Origin of the sequence: Citrobacter sp. TBCP-5362, assembly GCF_005406305.1 — a bacterium.
GTDB lineage: Bacteria > Pseudomonadota > Gammaproteobacteria > Enterobacterales > Enterobacteriaceae > Citrobacter_B > Citrobacter_B koseri.
This window is the reverse complement of sequence record NZ_CP040234.1, coordinates 3,340,600-3,366,205: the sequence shown is the minus strand read 5'-3', so window position 1 is coordinate 3,366,205 and position 25,606 is coordinate 3,340,600. Positions and strand designations below refer to the sequence as shown.

At 54.2% G+C, this 25,606-nt stretch carries 26 protein-coding genes, 1 other RNA gene and 1 pseudogene; 19 read left to right on the top strand and 9 right to left on the bottom strand.

Translation table 11 applies throughout. The features are described 5' to 3' along the window. The first annotated feature begins 8 nt into the window (after window positions 1–8). The 5 genes from lon to fadM all read left to right on the top strand — a co-directional run bounded on the left by lon (window position 9) and on the right by fadM (window position 5,955). Window positions 9–2,363 carry an endopeptidase La gene (gene lon, locus FD428_RS16075; RefSeq protein WP_012133542.1) on the top strand — a complete coding sequence of 785 codons (2,355 nt, stop codon included), beginning with the start codon at window positions 9–11 and terminating at the stop codon, window positions 2,361–2,363. A gap of 209 nt (window positions 2,364–2,572) precedes the next feature. Further along, window positions 2,573–2,845, top strand: a complete 273-nt coding sequence (hupB, locus tag FD428_RS16070) for a nucleoid-associated protein HU-beta (RefSeq protein ID WP_003021629.1) — start codon at window positions 2,573–2,575, stop codon at window positions 2,843–2,845. Between the two features lie 223 nt (window positions 2,846–3,068). Beyond that, window positions 3,069–4,940, top strand: a complete 1,872-nt coding sequence (gene ppiD / locus FD428_RS16065; RefSeq protein WP_012133541.1) for a peptidylprolyl isomerase — start codon at window positions 3,069–3,071, stop codon at window positions 4,938–4,940. A gap of 149 nt (window positions 4,941–5,089) precedes the next feature. Then, the gene (locus FD428_RS16060; protein WP_049008409.1) at window positions 5,090–5,464 is read left to right on the top strand and encodes a helix-hairpin-helix domain-containing protein; all 375 of its coding nucleotides are present in this window, start codon (window positions 5,090–5,092) and stop codon (window positions 5,462–5,464) included. A 92-nt stretch (window positions 5,465–5,556) separates the two neighbouring features. Further along, on the top strand, window positions 5,557–5,955 hold the full coding sequence (gene fadM / locus FD428_RS16055; RefSeq protein ID WP_012133539.1) for a long-chain acyl-CoA thioesterase FadM: 399 nt from the start codon (window positions 5,557–5,559) through the stop codon (window positions 5,953–5,955). A gap of 108 nt (window positions 5,956–6,063) precedes the next feature. Here the strand turns inward: fadM and queC are convergent, their stop codons facing one another. Then, window positions 6,064–6,759 carry a 7-cyano-7-deazaguanine synthase QueC gene (queC, locus tag FD428_RS16050; protein ID WP_012133538.1) on the bottom strand — a complete coding sequence of 232 codons (696 nt, stop codon included), beginning with the start codon at window positions 6,757–6,759 and terminating at the stop codon, window positions 6,064–6,066. A gap of 27 nt (window positions 6,760–6,786) precedes the next feature. Further along, window positions 6,787–8,523 carry an SgrR family transcriptional regulator gene (locus tag FD428_RS16045; RefSeq protein WP_114847713.1) on the bottom strand — a complete coding sequence of 579 codons (1,737 nt, stop codon included), beginning with the start codon at window positions 8,521–8,523 and terminating at the stop codon, window positions 6,787–6,789. 100 nt (window positions 8,524–8,623) lie between these two features. Here FD428_RS16045 and cof point away from each other — a divergent pair, with 100 nt between their 5' ends. Then, complete coding sequence (gene cof / locus FD428_RS16040; protein ID WP_024130593.1) at window positions 8,624–9,442, top strand: HMP-PP phosphatase; 819 nt, start codon at window positions 8,624–8,626, stop codon at window positions 9,440–9,442. Between the two features lie 52 nt (window positions 9,443–9,494). On the opposite strand, the gene FD428_RS16035 is transcribed toward cof, so the two are convergent. Next, window positions 9,495–10,550, bottom strand: a complete 1,056-nt coding sequence (locus FD428_RS16035) for a PLP-dependent cysteine synthase family protein (protein ID WP_114847714.1) — start codon at window positions 10,548–10,550, stop codon at window positions 9,495–9,497. Window positions 10,551–10,662: 112 nt separating this feature from the next. Between FD428_RS16035 and decR the strand changes: the two genes are divergently transcribed. The 5 genes from decR (at window position 10,663) to amtB (ending at window position 16,622) form a co-directional block, all read left to right on the top strand. After that, on the top strand, window positions 10,663–11,121 hold the full coding sequence (gene decR / locus FD428_RS16030; protein WP_012133534.1) for a DNA-binding transcriptional regulator DecR: 459 nt from the start codon (window positions 10,663–10,665) through the stop codon (window positions 11,119–11,121). 44 nt (window positions 11,122–11,165) lie between these two features. Then, on the top strand, window positions 11,166–12,938 hold the full coding sequence (locus tag FD428_RS16025; protein ID WP_112002128.1) for a SmdA family multidrug ABC transporter permease/ATP-binding protein: 1,773 nt from the start codon (window positions 11,166–11,168) through the stop codon (window positions 12,936–12,938). After that, on the top strand, window positions 12,931–14,709 hold the full coding sequence (locus FD428_RS16020; RefSeq protein ID WP_071259890.1) for a SmdB family multidrug efflux ABC transporter permease/ATP-binding protein: 1,779 nt from the start codon (window positions 12,931–12,933) through the stop codon (window positions 14,707–14,709). The genes FD428_RS16025 and FD428_RS16020 overlap by 8 nt, the downstream gene beginning before the upstream one ends. A 256-nt stretch (window positions 14,710–14,965) precedes the next feature. Continuing rightward, complete coding sequence (gene glnK, locus FD428_RS16010; RefSeq protein WP_012133530.1) at window positions 14,966–15,304, top strand: P-II family nitrogen regulator; 339 nt, start codon at window positions 14,966–14,968, stop codon at window positions 15,302–15,304. Window positions 15,305–15,335: 31 nt separating this feature from the next. Continuing rightward, on the top strand, window positions 15,336–16,622 hold the full coding sequence (amtB, locus tag FD428_RS16005; RefSeq protein ID WP_024130590.1) for an ammonium transporter AmtB: 1,287 nt from the start codon (window positions 15,336–15,338) through the stop codon (window positions 16,620–16,622). 49 nt (window positions 16,623–16,671) lie between these two features. On the opposite strand, the gene tesB is transcribed toward amtB, so the two are convergent. Then, window positions 16,672–17,532 (bottom strand): acyl-CoA thioesterase II, encoded by an 861-nt coding sequence (gene tesB, locus FD428_RS16000; protein ID WP_012133528.1) that lies wholly within the window; start codon window positions 17,530–17,532, stop codon window positions 16,672–16,674. Between the two features lie 215 nt (window positions 17,533–17,747). On the opposite strand from tesB, the gene FD428_RS15995 reads away from it, so the two are divergent. Beyond that, a complete protein-coding gene (locus FD428_RS15995; protein WP_012133527.1) occupies window positions 17,748–18,317 on the top strand; it encodes a YbaY family lipoprotein in 570 nt (189 codons plus the stop codon). A gap of 35 nt (window positions 18,318–18,352) precedes the next feature. Here the strand turns inward: FD428_RS15995 and FD428_RS15990 are convergent. Next, window positions 18,353–18,742, bottom strand: a pseudogene (locus FD428_RS15990) (MGMT family protein). Between the two features lie 84 nt (window positions 18,743–18,826). Between FD428_RS15990 and ffs the strand changes: the two are divergent. From ffs to FD428_RS15975, 3 genes are all read left to right on the top strand, one after another. Then, window positions 18,827–18,923, top strand: an RNA gene (gene ffs, locus FD428_RS15985) — signal recognition particle sRNA small type. 193 nt (window positions 18,924–19,116) lie between these two features. Further along, entirely contained in the window at window positions 19,117–19,368 is a 252-nt protein-coding gene (locus tag FD428_RS15980) for a hypothetical protein (RefSeq protein ID WP_012133525.1), read from the top strand. Beyond that, window positions 19,365–19,580, top strand: a complete 216-nt coding sequence (locus FD428_RS15975) for a hypothetical protein (RefSeq protein ID WP_012133524.1) — start codon at window positions 19,365–19,367, stop codon at window positions 19,578–19,580. Before FD428_RS15980 ends, FD428_RS15975 begins: the two co-directional genes overlap by 4 nt. 20 nt (window positions 19,581–19,600) lie before the next feature. On the opposite strand, the gene FD428_RS15970 is transcribed toward FD428_RS15975, so the two are convergent. Continuing rightward, the gene (locus FD428_RS15970; RefSeq protein ID WP_104868984.1) at window positions 19,601–21,028 is read right to left on the bottom strand and encodes a PLP-dependent aminotransferase family protein; all 1,428 of its coding nucleotides are present in this window, start codon (window positions 21,026–21,028) and stop codon (window positions 19,601–19,603) included. An 86-nt stretch (window positions 21,029–21,114) separates the two neighbouring features. Between FD428_RS15970 and FD428_RS15965 the strand changes: the two genes are divergently transcribed. Together FD428_RS15965 and FD428_RS15960 are read left to right on the top strand one after the other, a co-directional pair. Next, window positions 21,115–21,729 (top strand): YitT family protein, encoded by a 615-nt coding sequence (locus tag FD428_RS15965; RefSeq protein ID WP_101743908.1) that lies wholly within the window; start codon window positions 21,115–21,117, stop codon window positions 21,727–21,729. Between the two features lie 79 nt (window positions 21,730–21,808). Continuing rightward, window positions 21,809–22,162, top strand: coding sequence for a DUF1428 domain-containing protein (locus FD428_RS15960; RefSeq protein ID WP_012133521.1), 354 nt, complete (start codon window positions 21,809–21,811; stop codon window positions 22,160–22,162). Window positions 22,163–22,201: 39 nt separating this feature from the next. On the opposite strand, the gene FD428_RS15955 is transcribed toward FD428_RS15960, so the two are convergent. Beyond that, window positions 22,202–23,752: an EAL domain-containing protein gene (locus FD428_RS15955; protein WP_114847716.1), complete on the bottom strand. Its 1,551-nt coding sequence runs from the start codon at window positions 23,750–23,752 to the stop codon at window positions 22,202–22,204. A gap of 225 nt (window positions 23,753–23,977) precedes the next feature. Between FD428_RS15955 and FD428_RS15950 the strand changes: the two genes are divergently transcribed. Both FD428_RS15950 and ykgO read left to right on the top strand, forming a co-directional pair. Next, window positions 23,978–24,238 carry a type B 50S ribosomal protein L31 gene (locus FD428_RS15950; RefSeq protein WP_012133519.1) on the top strand — a complete coding sequence of 87 codons (261 nt, stop codon included), beginning with the start codon at window positions 23,978–23,980 and terminating at the stop codon, window positions 24,236–24,238. A gap of 1 nt (window position 24,239) precedes the next feature. Then, window positions 24,240–24,380, top strand: a complete 141-nt coding sequence (gene ykgO, locus FD428_RS15945) for a type B 50S ribosomal protein L36 (RefSeq protein ID WP_003859006.1) — start codon at window positions 24,240–24,242, stop codon at window positions 24,378–24,380. A gap of 77 nt (window positions 24,381–24,457) precedes the next feature. Here ykgO and FD428_RS15940 read toward each other — a convergent pair whose 3' ends face one another. Then, complete coding sequence (locus FD428_RS15940; RefSeq protein WP_114847774.1) at window positions 24,458–24,928, bottom strand: YlaC family protein; 471 nt, start codon at window positions 24,926–24,928, stop codon at window positions 24,458–24,460. Window positions 24,929–25,041: 113 nt separating this feature from the next. Beyond that, window positions 25,042–25,593: a maltose O-acetyltransferase gene (maa, locus tag FD428_RS15935; protein ID WP_049009805.1), complete on the bottom strand. Its 552-nt coding sequence runs from the start codon at window positions 25,591–25,593 to the stop codon at window positions 25,042–25,044. Between the last annotated feature and the right edge of the window lie 13 nt (window positions 25,594–25,606).

Below are 25,606 nucleotides of genomic sequence, written 5' to 3'. Positions count from 1 at the left end.
AGAGCTCTATGAATCCTGAGCGTTCTGAACGCATTGAAATCCCCGTATTGCCGTTGCGCGATGTGGTGGTTTATCCGCACATGGTCATACCCTTATTTGTAGGGCGGGAAAAATCTATCCGTTGTCTGGAAGCGGCTATGGACCATGATAAAAAAATCATGCTGGTCGCCCAGAAAGAAGCATCAACGGATGAGCCGGGTGTAAACGATCTTTTCACCGTCGGGACCGTGGCCTCAATTTTGCAAATGCTGAAACTGCCTGACGGTACTGTCAAAGTGCTGGTTGAGGGGTTGCAGCGCGCGCGTATTTCTGCGCTGTCAGATAACGGCGAACACTTTTCCGCTAAGGCGGAATACCTTGAATCGCCGGCGATTGATGAGCGCGAGCAGGAAGTGCTGGTGCGCACTGCCATCAGTCAGTTCGAAGGCTACATCAAGCTGAACAAAAAAATCCCACCGGAAGTGCTGACGTCGCTCAATAGCATTGACGATCCTGCGCGTCTGGCGGACACCATCGCTGCCCATATGCCGCTGAAGCTGGCGGATAAGCAGTCCGTGCTGGAGATGTCCGACGTTAACGAACGTCTGGAATATCTGATGGCGATGATGGAATCTGAAATCGATCTGTTGCAGGTTGAGAAGCGTATTCGCAACCGCGTTAAAAAGCAGATGGAGAAATCTCAGCGTGAGTACTATCTGAATGAGCAAATGAAAGCCATTCAGAAAGAACTGGGCGAGATGGACGACGCGCCGGATGAAAACGAAGCGCTGAAGCGTAAAATCGACGCGGCGAAAATGCCGAAAGAGGCAAAAGAGAAAGCGGAAGCAGAATTGCAGAAGCTGAAAATGATGTCTCCGATGTCGGCGGAAGCGACGGTTGTACGCGGCTACATCGACTGGATGGTGCAGGTGCCGTGGAACGCGCGTAGCAAGGTCAAAAAAGACCTGCGTCAGGCACAGGAAATTCTCGACACAGACCATTACGGTCTGGAGCGTGTGAAAGATCGCATCCTTGAGTATCTCGCGGTACAAAGCCGTGTAAACAAAATCAAAGGGCCGATCCTGTGTCTGGTTGGGCCGCCGGGGGTAGGTAAAACCTCTCTGGGCCAGTCCATCGCCAAAGCGACCGGGCGTAAATATATCCGTATGGCGCTTGGCGGCGTGCGTGATGAAGCAGAAATCCGCGGCCACCGCCGGACATACATCGGCTCTATGCCGGGTAAACTGATCCAGAAAATGGCTAAAGTGGGCGTTAAAAACCCACTGTTCCTGCTCGATGAGATCGACAAAATGTCTTCCGACATGCGTGGCGATCCGGCCTCTGCGCTGCTTGAGGTGCTGGACCCTGAGCAGAACGTGGCGTTCAGCGATCACTACCTGGAAGTGGATTACGATCTCAGCGACGTGATGTTCGTTGCCACCTCCAACTCCATGAACATTCCGGCGCCGCTGCTGGATCGTATGGAAGTGATTCGTCTGTCCGGTTATACCGAAGACGAGAAGCTGAACATTGCTAAACAGCACCTGCTGCCGAAACAGATCGAGCGTAACGCACTGAAGAAAGGTGAGCTGACGGTTGAGGATAGCGCCATTATCGGCATTATCCGTTACTACACCCGTGAAGCGGGCGTGCGTAGCCTGGAGCGTGAAATCTCCAAACTGTGCCGCAAAGCCGTGAAACAGCTGCTGCTGGATAAGTCGCTGAAACACATTGTGATCGATGGCGATAACCTGCATGACTACCTCGGCGTACAGCGCTTTGACTACGGCCGCGCGGACAACGAAAACCGTGTGGGTCAGGTAACGGGTCTGGCATGGACGGAAGTGGGCGGCGACCTGCTGACCATCGAAACCGCCTGTGTGCCGGGTAAAGGCAAACTGACTTACACCGGTTCTCTCGGTGAGGTTATGCAGGAATCTATTCAGGCTGCGCTGACCGTGGTGCGTGCGCGTGCGGAAAAACTGGGTATTAATCCAGACTTTTACGAAAAACGTGACATCCACGTTCACGTACCGGAAGGGGCGACGCCGAAAGACGGCCCGAGCGCCGGTATTGCGATGTGTACCGCGCTGGTCTCCTGCCTGACGGGTAATCCTGTTCGCGCTGATGTGGCGATGACCGGGGAAATTACCCTGCGAGGCCAGGTACTGCCTATCGGCGGCCTGAAAGAGAAACTGCTGGCGGCGCACCGTGGCGGGATCAAAACCGTGTTAATTCCGTTTGAGAATAAACGCGATCTGGAAGAGATTCCAGACAACGTTATTGCCGATCTGGACATTCATCCGGTGAAACGCATTGAGGAAGTTCTGACTCTTGCGTTGCAAAATGAGCCGTCCGGCATACAGGTTGTCACCGCAAAATAGTGACCTCGCGCAAATAGCGCTAAGAAAAACAGGGCTGGCAGGGCATTTCGTGCTTGCCAGCCTTTTTTTGTATAGCTAATTTAGATGACGGATCGGGCTTGCCATCATTAACGGGTGTTGTAAGGGCATGGCAGGCCTGATATAACTGCTGCGCGGTCGCACTTTGAAGGATTCCGGTGCGATATAAATTATAAAAGAGGAAGAGAAGAGTGAATAAATCTCAACTGATCGACAAAATTGCTGCAGGGGCTGATATCTCTAAGGCTGCGGCTGGACGTGCGTTAGATGCAATTATTGCTTCTGTCACTGAATCACTGAAAGAAGGTGATGATGTAGCGCTGGTAGGTTTTGGTACTTTTGCTGTTAAAGAGCGTGCTGCCCGTACTGGTCGCAACCCGCAAACAGGTAAAGAGATCACCATCGCTGCCGCTAAAGTGCCGGGTTTCCGTGCAGGTAAAGCGCTGAAAGACGCGGTAAACTAAGAGCTTCTCCCCCTGGGGATGTGACAAAGTACAAGGGCGCATCATCTGATGTGCCTTTTTTATTTGTCCAGTACTACTTTATTTGAGTTTATGCTGGTTGTGGGCTGACAATTACCCCGGTTTCTTGTCACAATACAGCTTTCCGCGCAGCGTTCAGAAAACGCTATGCTGCGTGAAGTATGAATACGCAAAACAGTCACCTACAGCGGAGTGTGGTTACACCATGATGGACAGCTTACGCACGGCTGCTAACAGTCTCGTGCTCAAGATTATTTTCGGTATCATTATCGTGTCGTTCATTTTGACCGGCGTGAGTGGTTACCTGATTGGCGGAAGCAATAACTACGCCGCAAAAGTGAATGACCAGGAAATCAGCCGCTCGCAGTTTGAGAATGCGTTTAACAGCGAACGTAATCGTATGCAGCAGCAGCTGGGCGATCAGTATTCTGAACTGGCGGCGAATGAAGGCTACATGAAAACGCTGCGTCAGCAGGTACTGAATCGTCTTATCGATGAAGCCTTGCTGGATCAATACGCGCATGAGCTTAAACTCAGCATCAGCGACGAACAGGTTAAGCAGGCCATCTTTTCAACGGCGGCTTTCCAGGTTGACGGCAAATTTGATAACAACCGCTACAACGCGATTGTGAATCAGATGGGGATGACAGCCGATCAGTATGCTCAAGCATTGCGTAACCAGCTCACCACCCAGCAACTGATTGCTGGCGTTGCCGGTACTGATTTCATGCTGAAAGGTGAAACGGACGAGCTGGCGGCGTTAGTCGCGCAGCAGCGTGTGGTGCGTGAAGCGACGATTGACGTAAATGCACTGGCTGCGAAGCAGCAGGCTACCGATCAGGAAGTGTCCAGCTACTACGAGCAGAACAAGAACCGCTTTATGACCCCGGAGCAGTTCCGCGTGAGCTACATCAAGCTGGATGCGGCTGCCATGCAGGAAACGGTCAACGATGCGGATATCCAGTCTTACTATGACCAGCATCAGGATCAGTTCACCCAGCCGCAGCGTAACCGTTACAGCGTCATTCAGACCAAAACGGAAGATGAAGCGAAAGCGGTGCTGGACGCGTTGAACAAAGGCGGTGATTTTGCCGCGCTGGCGAAAGAGAAATCCGCAGATATTATCTCTGCGCGCAACGGCGGCGATATGGGCTGGCTGGAAGACGCCACCACGCCGGACGAACTGAAAAATGCCGGTCTGAAAGAAAAAGGCCAGCTGTCTGGCGTGATTAAATCCTCTGTTGGCTTCCTGGTCGCGCGTCTGGATGATGTTCAGCCTGCGAAAGTGAAACCGCTGAGCGAAGCGCGTGATGACATTGCCGCGAAAGTGAAGCAGGAAAAAGCGCTGGATGCCTATTACGCGCTGCAACAAAAAGTCAGCGATGCGGCGAGCAACGATACCGAATCTCTGGCGGGCGCTGAACAGGCCGCTGGCGTGAAAGCAGTTGAAACCGGCTGGTTCAGCCATGACAACCTGCCAGAAGAGCTGAATTTTAAACCGGTTGCCGATGCTATCTTCAACGGTGGTCTGGTTGGCGAGAACGGTACGCCGGGCAGCAACTCCGATATCATCACCGTGGATGGCGACCGCGCATTCGTGCTGCGCATCAGCGAGCATAAACCTGAAGCGGTTAAGCCTCTGGCTGACGTGAAAGAGCAGGTGGCTGCGCTCGTTAAGCACAATAAAGCAGAGCAGCAGGCAAAACTGGATGCTGACAAACTGCTGGTTGAGCTGAAAGCGGGTAAAGGCGCAGAAGCGATGAAAGCGGCCGGTCTGAGCTTTGGCGAAGCGAAAACGCTGAGCCGTACCGGGCAGGACCCGGTAAGCCAGGCTGCGTTTGCGCTGGGTCTGCCAGAGAAAGATAAGCCGAGCTATGGCGTCGCTAACGATATGCAGGGCAACGTTGTGCTGCTGGCGCTGGACGACGTGAAAGCGGGCTCTATGCCGGAAGAGCAGAAAAAAGCGATGGTTCAGGGTATTACCCAGAATAACGCGCAGATTACCTTTGAAGCGCTGATGAGTAACCTGCGTAAAGCGGCGAAAATCAAAGTCGGCGATGCGCTGGAACAGCAGTAATCACCGAGACGCTTCGCAAAAAACTGCAAAAAGTTGTAACCCTCAAAGGCCGCCTTCGCGGCCTTTTCCATTTCTGATATTTGCTATTTGTTTGCCTTTCGCCGCCCCGCTATCGTGATGCCACTGTTAACACACAAGGAGAAAACAGTATGAAACATGGAATCAACGCACTGCTGGTCACGATGACTCTGGCCTGCGCAGGCATGACGCACAACGCGCTGGCTGCCGGAACGGTAGAGAAAAATCAGGCGGTACAAACAAAGGCGGATTCGTCTGCGTCCGCGCAGACTAAAGCCTCCGTGCCAGCAAAGGCCAGCGATGATGAAGGCGCGAGGGTCAGTATCAACACGGCTTCAGCGGAAGATCTGGCGCGGGTGATGAATGGCGTCGGGCTGAAAAAAGCGCAGGCGATAGTCAACTATCGGGAAGAGTATGGGCCGTTTAAAACGGTGGATGATTTAAAGCAGGTTCCGGGGATGGGGAGTTCGCTGGTGGAACGCAATCTGGCGGTGTTGACGCTGTAATAACTTGCACTGTGGCAAAAGTTTGCCAGGATAATGAGGTCATACCAGTTATGGCCTCTGTTCCTATAACAACAACGTAAGGTTATTGCGCTATGCAAACACAAATCAAAGTCCGTGGTTATCACCTTGATGTTTATCAGCACGTTAATAATGCCCGCTATCTTGAGTTTCTTGAAGAAGCACGCTGGGATGGGCTGGAAAACAGTGACAGCTTTCAATGGATGACGGCTCGTAACATCGCTTTTGTGGTGGTGAATATTAATATTAACTACCGTCGCCCCGCCGTGCTGAGCGATCTGCTGACCGTCACCAGTCAGGTGCAGCAGTTAAACGGGAAGAGCGGCATTTTAAGCCAGGTCATTACGCTTGAGCCGGAAGGGCAGGTTGTGGTGGACGCGCAGATTACTTTTGTCTGTATTGATTTGAAAACGCAGAAAGCATTGCCGCTGGAAGGTGAGTTACGCGAGAAACTGGAGCAGATGGTGAAGTAACGGAAAGTTGCCTGATGGCGCTTCGCTTATCAGGCCTGCGGGCGACATTGACCACGGTGAATGTCGCCAGGCCGGATAAGGTGCGTGCACCGCCATCCGGCAAAACGATCACTTTAACCCTGTTTTCTGCTTCATTGCCGCCATCACTGCCGGTTTATCCGCCAGATAATGGTTCAGGCCGTTGGCGCGCAGATTACAGGCGGCGCACTGCCCGCAACCGTCACCTTTGATGCCGTTATAACAGGTCAGCGTCTCTTCGCGCACCAGATCCAGCTTGCCCCAGTAATCAGCGAGTGCCCAGGTTTCGGCTTTATCAATCCACATCAGCGGGGTTTCAAAGCGAATATCCTTCGCCATACCCAGGGTGACGGCATGATTCAGCGCTTTGACAAACTCATCGCGGCAGTCCGGGTAGCCGGAGAAATCCGTCTCGCAAACGCCGGTGATCACCGCTTCGGCTTTCACCTGATAAGCGTAAATCGCCGCCAGAGTCAGAAACAGAATATTACGCCCAGGGACAAACGTATTCGGAATACCGTCGGCATCCGGTTCATAGTCCGGTACGGGAATGTTATCGCGCGTCAGGCTACTGACCGCCAGTTCGCTCAGCAGCGTTACGTCCAGCACCTTATGCGCACGCGCGCCGAGTTTTAAGGCCAGATCACGTGCGACATCAATCTCAGCGCGATGGCGCTGACCATAATCAAAGGTGACGCAGTGCACTTCATCATACTGATGCAGCGCTTGCGCCAGACAGGTTGTGGAGTCCTGGCCTCCACTGAATACAACGACGGCACGTTTCATAACTTATCCTGACAAAAACGAAAAACTCTATGGTAGCGCCTGCGGATGGCTGCGACCAGCTTCTTCACCGCGTGGCGGCGGAAGCCATGCTTTCTCAAACTCAAACCAGCCGCGTGGATTGAGTTGAACGCCATTGACGCCCGGCGGCGCGCTAATACGGTAGTGATAGTTAAAAAGCGGCGTAAGCGTGGCGTCATTCATCAGACTCGTGAATACTTGTTGTAACGCAGTATAGCGGTCGTCTTCACCGGGCTGCGTTTGTAAGGCATCCAGCGTTGCCTGAAGATGGGCGAAAGCAGGGGCATCCAGCACATGCGGCCAGAGTTGATCGCAGCGTAGCCACTGCTCAAGCGTATATTCCGGCGCTTCGCCAATCAGCCTGTCGCCCATCATGAGATCCGCTTTTGCCAGCGAAGGGCAGTTATCCCAGTTTTTCGCGTTGTGGAAAATCAACGTTAATTCACAGCCGAGCGTTGCCAGATATTGCTGGAGTTGCTCCGCCATGGTGTGCAACTCAACGGGAAGGTGGTAGACCAGCGTCAGTTTTTTCGGTAATTCAACGGATTCCAGCCCCTTCCATTGCGGCATTACCCAGCCTGGCAGCAGCGCGTTGCTGGGCGTGATCAGATTTTCATCTACCGGCAGCGTCTGTAATAACGACGTATGATGAATGATGTCTACCAGGCGACGCGCCTGTTGCAGGCTGAGTTTCGAGCCTTTTTTAAGCGTCAGGTAGCAAAATCCCAGGCTAATACCGCTGCTCACCTGGCTAAGTGAGGCCAGCTCCTCAGGGTTGCCGATGGCAATCTGTACCGGATGACGGCAGCTGGTGCCTAAATCCTGGTCAAAAAGCTGAGGCGTGATCCAGTATTCAATCGCCTTTAGCAGCGGATGGCAAAGGTGGTAATTGTCGTGGCTTTCCAGGCGTACCAGCTCCGGCGTAAATAACGTCAGCCGAAAAGGTCCGGTGCCTGACAGCGGCTGATGCGGGTGCGCCAGGTGGCTACAGTAGCTTGCCAGACGGTGCGCCAGCCAGTAATCAGGGCGATGGAGAATGAACGTCAGGCATTGCGGATGGGTGACTTCAATCCGCTTGACGCTGATAAACAATTTATTGAGGGCTGGCAGGTCAAGCAGCATCAGCAGGCGCGTGTGCAGCTGCGCAGTTTTTACCGTATCGCCATTATGCCAGTGCAGGGTAGAGCGAATATAAAAATCCCAGCGCATACCGTCGGCGGAGATATCCCAGTGATGTGCTAAATCCCCGCAGGGGCGCTGGCTGGCGTTGTCAAAGCGGGTGAGGCCGGAGAAAATTTGTCCCGCAAGATGCTGTTCTGCGCGACCGGGCAGAAATCCCGGATGCAACGGGTCCAGCGGACGATAGTAGGGAATACGCAGGGTCGGCGTGTCGTTTTGCCACTGCCCGCCCATAAACGGTTGCAGCATGGTACGCAGTTCGCCTGGCGCCAGCTGTGCCAGCTCCAGCACATTAAGCTGCTGACCTTTTTCCAGCGCTTGTTCCATCATGGTATTGCGCAGTGACTCCGGCGTGACCAGAAATTGCAGTTTACCGCGCTTACCCCGCCCGGATTGCGCCTCCCATGTTAACCAGCCAGCTTCCTGCGCCTGACGTAGTAGCGTACGGACGTGGCGTTCGCTACAAAAACAGCGCTCCGCCAGTTCCCCAACGGTGACCGACTGAGGTTCTCCGGCCGAGGGCTGCCAGAGACGTTGATATTGTTTTAAACGGTTGAGAAGTCGCATTGAAACCCGGAACAATTCATTTTATCTATTCACTATTACTTCCGTATATCTCAGGTGATACTCAATCACAAGTTAATTGTGTCACAGTGTGGAGAAAGAGATGGCTCGTCTGGCTGCATTTGATATGGATGGCACGCTTTTGATGCCAAACCACCATCTGGGTCATGAGACCCTTGCAACGCTGGCGCGTCTGCGTGAACGCGATATCACTTTGACGTTTGCGACCGGTCGACATGTGCTGGAAATGCGGCATATTCTGGGGGCCATCTCAATGGATGCGTTTTTGATAACTGGCAACGGGACGCGCATTCACTCGCAGGAAGGCGATATGCTGCATCGCCAGGATCTGGACCCCGCCATTGCCGATCGCGTATTGCACCAGGCGTGGGATACCCGGGCCAGTATGCACGTATTCAACGATAACGGCTGGTTTACGGGGAGCGCGATCCCCGCGCTATTACAGGCGCATGTCTACAGCGGGTTCCACTATCAGATCGTGGATGTCAAACGTATCCCGGCCCACCAGGTCACTAAGATCTGTTTTTGTGGCGATCACGATGATCTGATCCGGCTGCGTATTCAACTGAATGAGGCGCTGGGCGAGCGGGCGAATCTCTGCTTTTCCGCTGTGGATTGCCTGGAAGTGCTGCCGCTCGGCTGTAATAAAGGTTCCGCGCTGGCGGTATTAAGCGACCATTTGGGGCTGTCGCTGACGGAATGCATGGCGTTTGGCGATGCGATGAACGATCGCGAAATGCTGGAGAGCGTGGGACGTGGTTTGATTATGGGCAACGCGATGCCTCAACTGATCGCTGAACTGCCGCATCTTTCAGTGATTGGCCATTGTCGTAATCAGGCGGTCTCTCACTTTTTAACGCATTGGCTGGATAATCCGCATCTACCTTATTCCCCCGAATGAGTGATCCTTTCCAGCAAGCCAGGCCCGTAAAGCCTGGCTTTTTTTATGCCGCTTAACGGACGTTCAGCAGTTGGGCAATTTCCGCCTGCCACGGCGCTAAATCGCCAATGTGATCGTTAACCCACTGGGGATTGTAATAGGTGTCGAGATAGCGTTCGCCGCTGTCACACAGCAGCGTGACGAGAGAACCTGTCTCTCCGGCGTCGCGCATTCTGGCCGCAATCTGCAACGTTCCCCACATATTAGTGCCGGTGGAGGCGCCCACTTTACGGCCCAGCTGCGTTTCCAGCCAGTGCGCGGTCGCGACGCTGGCGGCGTCGGGTACGCGCAGCATTTCGTCCACCACATCCGGGATGAAGGAAGGTTCCACGCGCGGGCGGCCAATCCCCTCAATTTTGCTGCCCACCGGACTGCGCAATGTGGCGTCGCGATCCTGCCAGTAGGGCAGGAAGACCGAGTTTTCCGGGTCAACCACCATCAGGCGCGTGTCATACCCATGACAGCGAATATAGCGGCCAATTGTCGCTGACGTGCCGCCTGTCCCCGCGCTCATCACGATATGCTTCGGCACCGGATTCGGCTCACGCTGCATCTGATGGAAAATACTGTCGGCGATATTATTGTTGCCGCGCCAGTCGGTGGCGCGTTCGGCATAGGTGAACTGATCCATATAGTGACCGTTCAGTTCGCGCGCCAGCTGCTCAGAGGCGGCGTAAATCTCGCAGGCGCTTTCGACAAAGTGGCAGCGACCGCCATAAAACGCAATTTGTTCGATTTTGCGTTTTGCCGTGCAGGAAGGCATTACCGCGATAAACGGCAGGCCGAGCAGTCGGGCGAACCAGGCTTCGGAAACCGCCGTTGAACCGGAGGAGGATTCAATAATGGTCGTGTTTTCTTTAATCCAGCCGTTACACAACCCATACAGGAACAATGAACGCGCCAGACGGTGCTTCAGGCTGCCGGTCGGATGGGTGCTTTCATCCTTCAGGTAGATCTGGATGCCCGGAAACGCCGGTAGCGACAACCGGATCAGATGCGTGTCGGCTGAACGCTGATAGTCAGCGTTAATTTCATTAATGGCGTTTTTAACCCAGGTGCTATTCATCATTAATTTCCATTTGTCATTTTGTGCCCAGATTAGCGAAAAGCACGGAAAAAATTGTTGCCATTTCACCTTTAAAATAGAATGTAAGGAGAAAAATCTTCTCTGTGGGGTGGGTATGTTAGATAAAATTGACCGTAAGCTGCTGCTTTTGTTGCAGCAGGACTGCACCCTCTCTTTGCAGGCGCTGGCCGATGCCGTTAATCTGACCACCACACCCTGCTGGAAACGGCTGAAACGTCTGGAAGACGACGGCATTCTCCTCGGTAAAGTCGCGCTGCTGGACCCAGAGAAATTGGGTCTGGGGTTAACGGCGTTCGTACTGATCAAAACCCAGCATCACAGTAGTGAATGGTACAGCCGCTTCGTGACGGTGGTCACCGAAATGCCGGAAGTGCTGGGGTTCTGGCGTATGGCCGGGGAATACGACTATCTGATGCGGGTTCAGGTAGCAGATATGAAGCGTTATGACGACTTCTACAAACGTCTGGTGAACAGTGTTCCGGGATTGTCAGACGTAACGTCGAGCTTTGCGATGGAACAGATTAAGTACACAACCGCTCTGCCTATTGAATAATTCTCCCGGAAAATATTGCCGGAAATCATGTCAGGATATAACGCGTGCGATTATTTGCTCAATTAAGCTGGTACTTCCGTCGGGAGTGGCGTCGCTATCTCGGCGCCGTGGCCTTGCTTATCATTATCGCTGTCCTTCAGTTGATCCCGCCCAAAGTGGTCGGGATCGTTGTGGATGGCGTCACTGCGCAACATTTCACTACCGGTCAGGTATTGATGTGGGTGGGCACGATGGCCATGATTGCGGTAATCGTCTATTTGTTGCGCTATGTCTGGCGCGTGCTGCTGTTCGGCGCCTCTTATCAACTGGCGGTTGAACTGCGTGAAGATTACTACCGCCAGCTCAGTCGTCAGCATCCTGAATTTTATCTGCGACATCGCACCGGCGACTTAATGGCGCGCGCGACTAACGACGTCGATCGTGTCGTCTTTGCCGCCGGGGAAGGGGTGCTCACGCTGGTGGATTCGCTGGTGATGGGCTGCGCCGTGCTGATCGTGATGTCAACGCAGCTCAGTTGGCAACTGACGCTGTTCGCGCTGTTGCCTATGCCGATTATGGCGCTGATGATCAAGCGCTACGGCGACCGTCTGCATAACCGCTTCAAACTGGCGCAGGCGGCGTTTTCCAGCCTGAACGATCGTACCCAGGAGAGCCTGACCAGCATTCGCATGATCAAAGCTTTTGGCCTTGAAGATCGACAGTCGTCGCTGTTTGCGGCGGACGCGGAAGACACCGGGAAGAAAAACATGCGGGTAGCGCGTATCGACGCCCGTTTTGATCCCACGATTTATATTGCCATCGGCATGGCTAATCTGCTTGCCATCGGCGGCGGAAGCTGGATGGTGGTGCACGGTACGCTGACGCTTGGGGAACTGACCAGCTTTATGATGTACCTCGGGCTGATGATCTGGCCTATGTTAGCGCTGGCCTGGATGTTTAACATTGTGGAACGCGGTAGCGCAGCGTACAGCCGTATCCGCGCGATGCTGGCGGAAGCGCCGGTCGTCAACGACGGAACGGAGACGGTGCCGGAAGGGCGGGGAGCGCTGACGGTCTCCATTCGTGAATTCAGCTACCCGCAAACCGCGCATCCGGCGCTGGAAAATGTGCAATTCCAGCTTGAGCCAGGGCAGATGCTGGGGATCTGCGGGCCGACGGGCGCGGGGAAAAGCACCCTTCTTTCGCTTATTCAGCGCCATTTCGATATTACGCAGGGGGATATCCGTTTTCATGATATTCCGCTGACGCGCTTGCAGCTTGATAGCTGGCGCAGTCGCCTGGCGGTCGTCAGCCAGACGCCGTTCCTGTTCTCCGACACGGTCGGCAATAACATCGCGCTGGGGCGCCCAAACGCGACGCAGGAAGAGATTGAACAGGTGGCGCGGCTGGCCAGCGTGCATGAGGATATTTTGCGTCTGCCTCAAGGATATGACACCGAAGTGGGCGAACGCGGCGTCATGCTGTCTGGCGGGCAAAAACAGCGCATTTCTATTGCGCGCGCGTTACTGCTCAATGCGGAAATCCTGATTCTGGATGATGCGCTGTCGGCGGTAGATGGCCGTACCGAACACCAGATCCTGCATAATTTACGCCAGTGGGGAGAGGGGCGCACCGTGATTATTAGCGCGCACCGCTTATCCGCTCTGACGGAAGCCAACGAGATTATCGTGATGCAGCATGGCCATATCGCCCAGCGTGGCGATCATGATGAATTAGTGCTGCAAACGGGCTGGTATCGCGATATGTATCGCTATCAGCAACTGGAGGCGGCGCTGACTGACGCTCCTGAAATCAACGAGGAGACGGCAGATGCGTAGTTTTGGACAGTTATGGCCGACCCTGAAAAGGCTGCTGGCGTATGGTTCGCCGTGGCGTAAACCGCTTGCCATCGCCGTGGTGATGCTGTGGATCGCGGCGGCGGCGGAAGTCAGCGGCCCGTTACTTATCAGCTACTTTATCGACAATATGGTCGCGAAGAGCCACCTGCCGCTGGGCACGGTCGCGGGGCTGGTGGCGGCGTACATTGGCTTACAGTTTCTGGCGGCGGGGCTGCATTATGCGCAGTCGCTGTTGTTTAATCAGGCGGCCGTCGGCGTAGTGCAACAACTGCGTACCGATGTGATGGATGCCGCTTTGCGCCAGCCACTGAGCGCCTTTGACACGCAGCCGGTGGGGCAACTGATCTCTCGCGTGACCAATGATACGGAAGTCATCCGCGACCTTTACGTCACGGTCGTGGCGACGGTGCTGCGTAGCGCGGCGTTAATTGGCGCGATGCTGGTCGCCATGTTCAGCCTCGACTGGCGGATGGCGCTGGTCGCGATGGCGATTTTCCCGGCGGTGCTGGTGGTGATGGTGATTTACCAGCGCTATAGCACGCCGATTGTGCGCCGCGTGCGGACATATCTGGCGGACATCAATGATGGCTTCAATGAGGTCATTAACGGCATGAGCGTTATTCAGCAGTTCCGCCAGCAGGCGCGGTTCGGCGAGAGAATGGGGGAGGCCAGCCGCTCGCACTATATGGCGCGGATGCAGACCCTGCGACTGGACGGCTTTTTATTGCGCCCGCTGCTCAGCCTTTTTTCCGCGCTGATCCTCTGCGGATTACTGATGCTGTTTAGCTTTACCTCGCGTGGCACCATTGAAGTCGGGGTGTTGTACGCCTTTATCAGCTATCTGGGGCGTCTGAACGAGCCATTGATTGAACTGACGACCCAACAGTCGATGTTGCAACAGGCTGCGGTGGCGGGGGAGCGCGTATTCGAACTGATGGACGGCCCACGCCAGGATTATGGTCGGGATGAGCGCCCGTTGCAGTCGGGCAGGATTGACGTTGATGATGTCTCCTTCGCCTACCGTGACGACAATCTGGTGCTGCAAAACATTACGCTCTCCGTTCCGTCGCGCAGCTTTGTGGCGCTGGTCGGGCATACCGGCAGCGGCAAGAGTACCCTCGCCAGCCTGCTGATGGGGTATTACCCGCTTACACAGGGAGACATTCGCCTTGACGACCGTTCGCTGTCAACGTTGAGCCACGGGGTTTTACGTCAGGGAGTCGCGATGGTGCAGCAGGACCCGGTGGTGATGGCGGATACGTTCCTGGCAAACGTCACGCTGGGGCGCGATATTTCTGAGGAACAGGTCTGGCAGGCGCTGGAAACCGTGCAACTGGCGGAGCTGGCGCGTAGTCTGAGCGAGGGTATCCACACCCGGCTGGGCGAGCAGGGTAATAATCTGTCCGTCGGGCAGAAACAGCTGCTGGCGCTGGCGCGGGTGCTGGTTGATACGCCGCAGGTTCTGATTCTGGATGAAGCCACCGCCAGCATTGACTCCGGTACTGAACAGGCGATTCAGCAAGCGCTGGCGGCAGTGCGTGAACACACCACGCTGGTGGTGATTGCACATCGCCTGTCAACCATTGTCGATGCGGACACCATTCTGGTGCTGCATCGCGGGCAGGCGGTCGAGCGCGGTACGCATCAACAACTGCTCGAAGCGCAAGGGCGTTACTGGCAGATGTACCAACTACAGCTTGCCGGTGAAGAGCTGGCGGCCAGCGCGCGTGAGGAATCGCTCAGCGCCTGATGGCGCTGCGCTTATCAGGCCTACGGACAATACGCTCTTGTAGGCCGGATAAGCTGCTTACGCCGCCATCCGGCAATCAACAATCTGGTGCAAAAATGTAACGTACCGTGCACCGTTATAGTGCGTTTTTTCTTTTCCTTCCCCTGCCGTACCCTACAAGCCTGAATTATCCCGCGTTTTTCATTTCTGGCACACCCCTTGCAATATCCCTGTCGTGAAGCGGCAGACATTATCGAATTCTGACAGGAGGGGATCTATGAAGCTGGTTACCGTGGTAATCAAACCGTTCAAACTGGAAGACGTCCGTGAAGCACTGTCTTCGATTGGTATTCAAGGGCTGACAGTCACCGAAGTGAAAGGCTTCGGGCGTCAGAAAGGTCATGCCGAGCTGTACCGCGGTGCGGAATACAGCGTCAACTTCCTGCCCAAAGTGAAGATTGATGTGGCGATTGCCGACGACCAGCTTGATGAAGTCATTGAGGTCATCAGCAAGGCGGCCTACACCGGAAAAATTGGCGACGGCAAAATTTTTGTCGCTGAGCTGCAACGTGTCATTCGTATTCGTACCGGCGAAGCCGACGAAGCGGCACTGTAACTCCTGGCACACAGTGATAGGGAACGAAAAGATGAAGATAGCAACGATGAAAACTGGCCTTGCTTCACTGGCTTTGCTTCCAGGTCTGGCAATGGCGGCTCCGGCGGTTGTGGATAAAGCCGACAATGCCTTTATGATGATTTGCACCGCGCTGGTGCTGTTCATGACCATTCCGGGCATTGCTCTGTTCTATGGCGGATTGATCCGTGGAAAGAACGTGCTGTCGATGTTGACGCAGGTTGCCGTCACCTTCGCGCTGGTCTGTATTTTGTGGGTTGTTTATGGCTATTCGCTGGCCTTTGGCGAGGGGAACAACTTCTTTGGCGACTTCAACTGGGTGATGCTGAAAAATATTGAGCTCACGGCAGTGATGGGCAGTTTCTACCAGTATATTCACGTTGCTTTCCAGGGCTCTTTCGCCTGCATTACCGTCGGGCTGATCGTGGGGGCGCTGGCTGAACGTATCCGCTTCTCTGCGGTACTGATTTTCGTGGTGGTGTGGCTGACGCTCTCCTATATCCCGATTGCGCATATGGTCTGGGGCGGCGGTTTGCTGGCTTCTCACGGCGCGCTGGATTTTGCGGGCGGTACGGTCGTGCATATCAATGCGGCGATTGCTGGTCTGGTGGGCGCTTATCTGATTGGCAAGCGTGTCGGCTTTGGTAAAGAGGCGTTCAAACCCCATAACCTGCCGATGGTTTTCACCGGCACCGCGATCCTCTATATCGGCTGGTTTGGCTTTAACGCCGGGTCGGCGGGCATGGCGAACGAGATTGCTGCACTGGCCTTTGTTAATACCGTGGTGGCAACGGCTGCCGCTATTCTGGGGTGGATTTTCGGCGAGTGGGCGCTGCGCGGTAAACCGTCTCTGCTGGGCGCCTGCTCCGGCGCTATCGCGGGACTGGTCGGCATAACGCCAGCCTGTGGTTACATTGGCGTCGGCGGCGCGTTGATTCTCGGTGTCGTTGCGGGGCTGGCGGGTCTGTGGGGCGTGACGATGCTTAAACGTCTGCTGCGTGTGGACGATCCTTGCGATGTGTTTGGCATCCACGGCGTTTGCGGCATCGTTGGGTGTATCCTGACCGGGATCTTTGCGTCCACCACCCTCGGCGGTGTAGGGTTTGCCGAAGGCGTGACGATGGGGCATCAGCTGCTGGTGCAGCTGGAGAGTATCGCTATCACCATCGTCTGGTCTGGCGTAGTGGCGTTTATCGGCTACAAACTGGCGGATATCACCGTTGGGCTGCGCGTACCGGAAGAGCAGGAGCGCGAAGGTCTGGACGTCAACAGCCACGGCGAGAATGCGTATAACGCCTGATCATCAACAGGCCGAATGGCGACGCTTTTGCGTCGCCATTCGGCCATTTTCAATTGCGATTGCGCATCACGCCTTCCTGAACGGTCGATGCGACCATTACGCCATCCCGCGTGTAAAACTCCCCACGAACAAAACCACGGGCGCTGGAAGCTGAGGTGCTCTCTACGCTGTACAGCAACCATTCGTTCATGTTGAAAGGGCGATGGAACCACATTGAATGGTCGATCGTGGCAATTTGCAGACCTTTTTCCAGGAAGCCGATGCCGTAGGGTTGCAGCGCGACGGGCAGGAAATTCAGATCGGAAGCATAACCCAGCAGATACTGATGAATGCGGATATCATCCGGTATCGTACCGTTGGCGCGGATCCAGACCTGGCGCGTCGGGTTCGCAACGTGGCCTTTTAACGGGTTGTGGAACTCTACCGGGCGGATCTCCAGCGGGCGGTCGCTGATAAATTTCTCTTTCAGCACGGGCGGCAGCAGATGCGCCAATGAACGGGCGATCTCCGTCTCCGATTGCAGCGTTTCCGGCGCAGGGGCGTCCGGCATGGTTTTCTGATGCTCAAATCCCTCTTCCGGCGCCTGGAAGGAGGCTGTCATATAGAAAATAGGCTTCCCGTTCTGGATGGCGGCGACGCGACGCGCGCTGAAACTGTTGCCGTCGCGCAGAACTTCCACATCGTAAATAATGGGCTTCAGGCTGTCGCCGGGGCGCAGAAAGTAGCTGTGAAAAGAGTGAACCAGACGTTGTTCAGGTACGGTCTCTTTGGCAGCATACAGCGCCTGACCGACCACCTGACCACCAAAAACCTGACGTAATCCTAAGTCTTCACTTTGGCCCCGAAAGAGTCCTTCTTCAATTTTTTCCAGATCTAACAATGACAGCAAATTATTCAGTGCCTGACTCATACGTGCTCTCCAGGTAACAACGGCGCCGAAGCGAGGTAGGCAGAGTATAACGCAATTTTGAAAGTGGTCCGATGGGTGCAATAGTCTGAATTACGGACTAATTCCAGGCAAAAATAAGTGAGATATGCCACACTTAGTCACGTTATGTCTTTGTTAACCACTCTTCCGGCGGGTAAAGCACCTCCCGCTGATGCATTGATGATAAGGAGAATTTAATGAAACTCGTGCACATGGTAAGTGGTTTAGCGGTTGCGGTTGCTCTGGCAGCCTGCGCAGACAGAAGCGCAGATATCCAGACGCCTGCGCCTGACCCAAATACTTCTGGCGTGGCTACACAGTCAACTATTCAGCAACCTAATGTCTCCGGTACTGTCTGGATCCGTCAGAAAGTGGCTCTGCCACCGGATGCCGTACTGACCGTGACGCTGTCTGATGCCTCACTGGCGGATGCGCCGTCGAAAGTGCTGTCGCAGAAAGCGGTGCGCACCGAGGGGAAACAGTCGCCATTTAGCTTTGTACTGCCGTTTAACCCGGCTGACATCCAGCCAAATGCGCGGATTCTGTTGAGCGCCGCCGTGACGATTAATGACAAACTGGTCTTTATCACCGATACCGTACAGCCAGTCATTAATCAGGGCGGCACGAAAGCGGATCTGACGCTGGTGCCGGTTCAGCAAACGGCAGTGCCTGTTCAGGCCAGCGGCGGCGCAGCGACAACCGTACCGTCAACGTCACCGACGCAGGTGAACCCGTCTTCCGCCGTACCGGCGCCGACACAGTACTAAGCTCTCACAGGACAACCCTCTCCGGCCGGAGAGGGTTAATAAATCCAGCGATATCGTTGCATATCGATTTGCCCACTCCCCGAGACCACCACGCCTTCTGACAGTAACGCCTGACGTTGGCGTTGCAGGTCTGGCCCGGTCAGGGAGATGGCGCCATGACGATTCACGACCCGATGCCAGGGGAGGGTGCTGCCTTCCGGCAATCGTTTTAATACGCCGCCGACCTGACGCGCGGCACGAGGTGAACCGGCGAGGCGGGCGACGTCGCCATAAGTCGTGACAAACCCTTCGGGGATTGAGGCCACGATTTGCCAGACGCGTTGGGGGAAAGTGTCTTGTCTGTCCATCATTCATTCCTGCGATAATCTTCCAGCATAATCGTGAACCGCCGGGGAGTGAAGCCTCATTGCGCAAGAAAACAGCATCCGATGTTGGATGGGTTGCATTTACAGGGGCCAGCAGTGATAATGCGCCTGCGCGTTGGTTAACAACGCTCTCAATGGGGGCTCTGTTGGTTCTCCCGCAACGCTACTCTGTTTACCAGGTCAGGTCCGGAAGGAAGCAGCCAGAGCAGATGACGTGTGTGCCGGGATGTAGCTGGCAGGGCCCCCACCCAATTCTGCCGTCCGGCAACCTCTTCATTTTCCTCCTCTTGTCATATTAACGTCATTATTTTGTCATCAAATGCTGGCAGAGTGTTATCGGGACGTTATTAATCAGTTTGTGCCCTGATATTCACGCGGTGACGATAGCTGTGTCGCACACGACGTGTTTTGCCTGTTTACAAGGACTCTTTACGATGGCTACTGCTGTACTAAATGTCAAAATCGATGAGACGTTAAAAGAGAAGCTTCGCCATTATGCCGAAGCAAATAATGAGAACTTAAGTATCACCACAGAAAAACTGCTGCTGATTGCATTTGAGGCCGCAGAAGAGGCGGGAGTCTCGGCGAGTGATATCGACAGTCAGCATACGGAAGAATCCGTGGATGAGCCGCTTACTCCTAAAGAAATCAAAGCATTACGCAGATTACTCAAGAAGAAAAAATGAAACAACAACTCTCAATCGCCAGTAATTATGGCGAAGCCTGCGAATTACTGCGTTCCGGCTATGTGAAGCATGTTCGTCTTAACTGGAATGTTGGTAGTGATGAATTCTTTCGTATTGCCTCCGACTGGTGCGATGCCGGGGCAAAAATAAAGAAAGACGGCGAGAACTTCATTATTTCCCTGAAAGGTTTCCCCGTCCCACGCCAGCAATAAAACGACGATGACAGGCCATATTAGATAATTTTGCGTATTTTCCCTGCGCTGTTTTGTGAGCGCAGGTTGTCCCATATCGGCTGTAATGTCTGAAAAGCCGATCGCAGTGTTTCATCCGGCAGGGTGAACGGCATACGTAAGAAACGATCAAACGCACCCGCGAGACCAAAACGCGTACCGGTGCCCAGTTGAATCCCTTCGCTTTCGGCGCGCGTTGCAAAGAGCGTGGCCAGCGTGTCGGGTAACTCCACCCAAAAAGAGAGCCCGCCCTGCGGCTGCCTGAAGCGCCATTCAGGAAAATGCGCGTGCATCAGTTCACAACACAAGTCGCGTCGTTGGGACAGCAACTGCCGTCTGTCAGGAAGAAAGCTGGCGGCATTATCAAGCAGCCAGCCGGTCGCTAACTGCTCCAGTACCGGCGATCCTAAATCAAACGTATCCCGGGTTTGTACCAGCGCGGCGATTGTCCGTGATGAGGCGCGAACCCACCCCAGACGCAACCCGCCCCAGAAACTTTTTCCTGCCGATCCCAGCATAATAATCGGCGCGTCGGCATTGTAATGCGCGAGTGGGGGCGGCGGCGGGGCGTTGTACCACAAATTAACCATCGTCTCGTCCACAACCAGCGTGGTATGCGTTCTGGCGGCAATATCCGCGACCGCTTGCCGCGTGGCGGCATCCATACAGCGCCCGGTGGGATTATGGAAATCCGGCATCAGATAAGCCATTCTCGGCGCGGTTTGCGCAATGGTCGCCATCAGACCGGCGGTGTCCCAACCCTGTTCGGGCAATGAGACGCCAACGGGGCGACAGGAGGCTCCCTGAATCGCGGCGATTGCGAGCGGGTAGGTCGGGTGATCCACCACCACGCGATCGCCCGGGCCCGTCAGGAGTCGCAGGAGCAGCGCCAGCCCGCTCACGGCGCCATTGACCACCATGATTTCATCAGGGCGGGTTGGCAAGCCGCGCTCGCAATAGTGCCGGGCGATAGATTCACGTAAAGAGAGCAGGCCTTGCGGCAGATACCCGGAACTCAGCAGATGCTGCGGCATTGCGCAAAGCGCCTGCTGGTAAGCCTGGTGAATTTCAGGGCCTGCGCTGAGCGCGGCGGTAGAGAGATCCAATGCCATATTGGCTCCACCGCGCGTGGGCACAGGGTGAATGGCATCCGGTAAGATCACCCGCGAGCCGCTACCCTGACGGCTTTCCAGATAACCTTCTTCCCGAAGTTGCGCCATTGCGCTGGCGACGGTGGTTCGGCTGATCTTCAATACGGCGGCCAGTTCGCGTTCGCCGGGCAGTCGGCTATCGAGCGCCAGTCGGCCATCAAGAATCAGCAGACGCAGGGCCTCCGCCAGCTGACGCCAGACAGGAGTACGTGAGGGAGTCTCCTGCCAGTGCCCAAGCAGGCGCTGAAGAGACTGGCTTCCATAGCGGCGTGATGACATAGCAGTCCACTTTTTTAAAACTGGACATTAATCATAGTGCCAATTGCGGTGAAGATGAAAGGTATCTGAACGGGGAGAATGGAAGAATGCTGCGTCGTCTGATTCAACTGTATACCGGTCTGGCTCTTTATGGCGTATCGACTGCAATGTTTGTGCGTGCGGACTTAGGGGCCGATCCGTGGAACGTTTTCCACCTTGGCGTGGCGAATTTGCTGTCAATGAACATTGGCATGGTGATTATCGCCGTTGGCGTGCTGGTGTTATTACTGTGGATTCCGCTGCGCCAACGACCGGGTCTTGGTACCATCAGCAACGTGATCGTTATTGGGCTGGCGGCGGATGTTGCGCTGGCCGTACTGCCCGCTTTTGAGTCGTTGCTGGTCCGCAGTGTTCTGTTGATCTCCGCTGTAGTGGTCAACGCGCTGGCGACCAGCATGTATATTGGGGCCGGTTTCGGCGCAGGCCCGCGAGATGGCCTGATGACCGGGATTCACGCGCGCACCGGTTGGTCGATACGCGCCATCCGTACGGCGATTGAAGTTTCGGTATTGCTGAGCGGCTGGTTGCTGGGGGGGACGCTGGGCGTCGGTACGGTATTGTATGCGCTGGCTATCGGGCCGCTGATTCAGATCTGCTTGCCGTGGTTTCGCTATCAGCCCCGGGCCCGCATTCGGGCTCGTCATTCGCCCACAGCAGAGTAACGCGATGGCGACTAGACTTAACAACGACTGACGCGGCCAGAATTGGCTTGCCGCGCAGTACGCTTCGGAGGTTTTTCTCATGAAGTATGTTGATGGTTTTGTGGTTGCCGTACCTGCTGAAAACAAGGAGGCGTATCGGGAAATGGCGGCAAAAGCGGCTCCTCTCTTTAAAGAGTTTGGGGCGTTACGCGTCGTTGAGTGTTGGGCTGATGATGTGCCGGACGGCAAATTGACCGACTTTCGCATGGCGGTAAAAGCGGAAGATCACGAAGAGGTGGTGTTTAGCTGGATTGAATACCCTTCGAAAGAGGTTCGCGACGCGGCGAATCAGAAAATGATGTCAGACCCACGAATGAAGGAGTTTGGCGATGCCATGCCTTTTGATGGCAAGCGCATGATTTACGGCGGATTCTCTCCCATTCTGGATGACTGAAGCGACAGGCTGTGCGGCGTGCCGCCAGCCGTCCCCATTCTAAATCCGTTTTTCCGCCCACAAAATAAATTCTGCGGCGGGCAGCGCTTTGCTGTAAAGCCATCCCTGACCATACTGCACGCCGTGCTGGCGTAACCAGTCCTCCTGATGCGTCGTTTCAATACCTTCCGCCACCATTTTCAGCTTCAGCGTTTTCGCCATTTCAATAATATGCGGCGTCACATTTTTGTAGGCCAGCGCATCAACAAAGGACTTGTCGATCTTCAGAATATCCACGTCCAGATTCTGTAAGTAGCAAAGACTGGAATAGCCAGTGCCAAAGTCATCAAGATAAATCGCGTGACCAGCTTTGCGGTATCTGGCAATGACTGGCGCGCTGGTTTTGGGATCGGCAAACTCACGCTCGGTCAACTCCAGCGCGATTTGCGACGGTGAAATCTGACTCCGGTTAAGCAACTGGCTGAGATGTACCGGAAGTTTCTCTGACGCAAGGGTCGTTGCCTCAATATTGATAGAAATGTGCTGCTCAGGGTGTTGTCGCAGCCATGTTCCCATCTCCTCAAAAACGGTCTCTAAAATCAGGTGGGTGAGCGGTTCGGAAAGCCCCGTTTGTTCTGCGAGGGGAATAAATATTTCTGGCGAAAGGTAGCTGCCGTCGGTTTGCGGCCAGCGAGCCAGTGCTTCCGCGCCTGCTATCTTCCCGCTACTCAGCGAAATAATCGGCTGATAATGCACCTTAATATCACGGTTATGGATGGCGTCCAGCAAACGGTGGTGTGGTGATTGTAAGCGGCGAAGAATGCGCAGAATAAACGCCGCCGCCAGCAGGCTCGCCATCATCCCCAGCGGTAGCCAGATAAAAGCCTGGCGATACCAGTTCTTTTGTAGCGGCAGCGTGGAGGCCCAGGTCACGATGGCGATGTTCATTTCAGGAGAGCGCTGAATTGTGTAGACACTGTTGCGATCTTCCCGGTATTGACCGGGCGACTGCTGCAATTGTCGAATAATGTCGGGATCGAGCCGATTGCTACTGGCGGCCACGATGTTATTTGCTTCGCCAATAATAGCGGCATCAATATGCCATGAACTAAATGGGATCACATCAATGAAGGAGGCGGGGTCCATCATGACCACATAGTGTCCTTTACCCACAGCGACCATAAAGCGCTTGAGCCCTAAATCATTTTGCGAGGTAAGCCATATGCGGTAGCCGTCCAGGGTGATCTTTTCCGGTTTGGGGAAAACGAAGGGGGCGCTTTTTTGCTCCAGCGATGAGCAAACAGGCATATTTTGGTCGAGGTATAGCACTTCCTGAATGTAGCGCAGACTGTAAGATATTCGGCGCATTGTCAGTAAATGCGCATTACTACAAGGCGTACCGCGAAAGGCGTTTAGCTGGCCTAACGCCAGTTTGCTCTGGGAGGCAACTTTGTCAGCGCGTAAGGCTACGCGTGATGAATAGACGTTAAGTTCCTCAATAAATTTCTTTTCAACCTGGCGATGAGCGAGCCAGAGGCTTAATCCCACAGGGGCAAGGACAGACAGAATGAGCACCCCTGTGACCAGGCTGACCAAATGTCGTGTTGTCACGGTGATATCCTTATTGATGCAGCATATGGCGAGTATATCTGAACGTAAAAAAGCCCTTCGTTTAATCACGTTATTCTAACTGCTTTTGCTCTTTCTGGCTCAATAAGGGCTTGTTTCGACTTAAAACGTACAATGTTGAAGGATAACCACATCATTATGAGGGTTGAAAAGCGGCAATTTGCGGCGTATTTTATTGTTACGTTATAACATAATATTGAGGCTGTCATGAAACCGAATATCCATCCTGCCTATCGCACCGTGGTGTTCCACGATACCAGTGCGAATGAATACTTTAAGGTGGGGTCAACGATCAAAACCGAGCGTGAGATTGAGCTTGAGGGCGTGACTTATCCGTATGTCACCATTGAGGTGTCTTCTAAATCACACCCTTATTACACCGGAAAACAAAAAACCTTTGATAACGAAGGCAGCGCAGCACGTTTCCAGAAACGTTTCGGAAATTTTATTGGCGCTAAGCGAGGATAAGATGCAGGTACTGAATTCATTGCGTAGCGCAAAGCAGCGGCACCCGGACTGCCAGATAGTTAAACGCAAAGGGCGTTTATATGTGATCTGCAAATCCAATCCACGTTTTAAAGCGGTGCAGGGTCGTAAAAAAAGACGTTAATGATTTGCCAACATTGCAGGGACTACAGTGCGTGCCAGGGACGGTACGCACTTTTTACATCTGCAACAGTGAGAAAACTAGTGGCTTGTTTCTGTGCGAGTGAGCGTGAAAACATCGTAGAAAGAGAGTTTGCCTTTACGCGTTATCATCTTCTGTAATTGTGCTTTCTGGTCGCTGCCAACATGCGGTGACTGAAGAATAGCGTGGATCAGCGCAGGGGGAACGAAACGCGTGTTATACCATTCTCCGTTATAGCAAACCCTGAAATCCAGCACGTCGATATCCTCGTAGCGATAACGCGGGGCGACATCAAAAAAGAAAAAACCATTCAACAGGACGAATAATACGACCAGCAGCCACACTGAATCCACCAGCGTGTCTGATTGCAGCATGACGGCCAGCGTGGCAAACCAGGCGATATACATGCCAATAAACAGCCCCGGATGTTTGCGAATAAAACTAATACTGAAACGCGGTCTGTTGTCGCGTTTCTCGCGAGCATTGAGATCGTCAATCGTTTCCGTCAGCAGGCGCTGTATTTCTGTCATCATTTGCCTTTGTGATTTCTGTAACATTCAGGGAACAGCCCATTTTAGAAGGGCGAACTTCATGAAAAAAGTAACAGATTAACCACAATTTATCATAACAGTTACAATTCGCTTTACAGCGTTTTAATGATTCGTGCGGGATTTCCACCGACCACAACGTTGGCCGGAACGCTTTTGGTCACGACGGCGCCTGATGCGATAACGGCGTTATCGCCAATGGTGACGCCAGGGTTAATCACGGCGCGACCGCCGATCCAGACATTATTCCCGATGGTTACAGGTTTACCCAGTTCCCTACCGCTATTGCGTTCTGTGGCATCCAGCGGGTGCGTCGCCGTATAGATATGCACGCCAGGCGCGAGCATACAATTGTCGCCGATATGAATCGGGCAGACATCCAGCATCACACAGTCGAAGTTAGCGTAAAATGCTTTGCCGAGGTAAATATTGTAACCGTAATCACAGCGGAAGGAGGGTTCAATATACGCACCGTCGCTCTGGCCTAGCAGGTCGCTCAGAATAGCCTGTCGCGCATTCTTCTCGTCCGGTGCGGAGTGGTTGTATCGATGAAGCAACTGGCGCGCCCGCAGGCGGTCGTTGCGCAATGTCTCATCGGCCGGGCAATATAACTCACCGGCAATCATCTTCTGCTTTTCTTCGCTCATTATGCACTCTTCT

Bases quoted from the DNA above. Each gene is read 5' to 3' on its own strand.
- FD428_RS16020 (WP_071259890.1), top strand. From the start codon at position 12,931: ATGCGTAGTTTTGGACAGTTATGGCCGACCCTGAAAAGGCTGCTGGCG.
- glnK (WP_012133530.1), top strand. From the start codon at position 14,966: ATGAAGCTGGTTACCGTGGTAATCAAACCGTTCAAACTGGAAGACGTC.
- FD428_RS16045 (WP_114847713.1), bottom strand. From the start codon at position 8,523: ATGCGACTTCTCAACCGTTTAAAACAATATCAACGTCTCTGGCAGCCC.
- FD428_RS15940 (WP_114847774.1), bottom strand. From the start codon at position 24,928: ATGACAGAAATACAGCGCCTGCTGACGGAAACGATTGACGATCTCAAT.
- amtB (WP_024130590.1), top strand. From the start codon at position 15,336: ATGAAGATAGCAACGATGAAAACTGGCCTTGCTTCACTGGCTTTGCTT.
- queC (WP_012133538.1), bottom strand. From the start codon at position 6,759: ATGAAACGTGCCGTCGTTGTATTCAGTGGAGGCCAGGACTCCACAACC.
- FD428_RS15980 (WP_012133525.1), top strand. From the start codon at position 19,117: ATGGCTACTGCTGTACTAAATGTCAAAATCGATGAGACGTTAAAAGAG.
- FD428_RS15975 (WP_012133524.1), top strand. From the start codon at position 19,365: ATGAAACAACAACTCTCAATCGCCAGTAATTATGGCGAAGCCTGCGAA.
- ppiD (WP_012133541.1), top strand. From the start codon at position 3,069: ATGATGGACAGCTTACGCACGGCTGCTAACAGTCTCGTGCTCAAGATT.
- FD428_RS15970 (WP_104868984.1), bottom strand. From the start codon at position 21,028: ATGTCATCACGCCGCTATGGAAGCCAGTCTCTTCAGCGCCTGCTTGGG.
- fadM (WP_012133539.1), top strand. From the start codon at position 5,557: ATGCAAACACAAATCAAAGTCCGTGGTTATCACCTTGATGTTTATCAG.
- tesB (WP_012133528.1), bottom strand. From the start codon at position 17,532: ATGAGTCAGGCACTGAATAATTTGCTGTCATTGTTAGATCTGGAAAAA.
- lon (WP_012133542.1), top strand. From the start codon at position 9: ATGAATCCTGAGCGTTCTGAACGCATTGAAATCCCCGTATTGCCGTTG.
- ykgO (WP_003859006.1), top strand. From the start codon at position 24,240: ATGCAGGTACTGAATTCATTGCGTAGCGCAAAGCAGCGGCACCCGGAC.
- FD428_RS15965 (WP_101743908.1), top strand. From the start codon at position 21,115: ATGCTGCGTCGTCTGATTCAACTGTATACCGGTCTGGCTCTTTATGGC.
- FD428_RS15995 (WP_012133527.1), top strand. From the start codon at position 17,748: ATGAAACTCGTGCACATGGTAAGTGGTTTAGCGGTTGCGGTTGCTCTG.
- FD428_RS15950 (WP_012133519.1), top strand. From the start codon at position 23,978: ATGAAACCGAATATCCATCCTGCCTATCGCACCGTGGTGTTCCACGAT.
- FD428_RS16060 (WP_049008409.1), top strand. From the start codon at position 5,090: ATGAAACATGGAATCAACGCACTGCTGGTCACGATGACTCTGGCCTGC.
- decR (WP_012133534.1), top strand. From the start codon at position 10,663: ATGTTAGATAAAATTGACCGTAAGCTGCTGCTTTTGTTGCAGCAGGAC.
- maa (WP_049009805.1), bottom strand. From the start codon at position 25,593: ATGAGCGAAGAAAAGCAGAAGATGATTGCCGGTGAGTTATATTGCCCG.
- FD428_RS15960 (WP_012133521.1), top strand. From the start codon at position 21,809: ATGAAGTATGTTGATGGTTTTGTGGTTGCCGTACCTGCTGAAAACAAG.
- FD428_RS16035 (WP_114847714.1), bottom strand. From the start codon at position 10,550: ATGATGAATAGCACCTGGGTTAAAAACGCCATTAATGAAATTAACGCT.
- cof (WP_024130593.1), top strand. From the start codon at position 8,624: ATGGCTCGTCTGGCTGCATTTGATATGGATGGCACGCTTTTGATGCCA.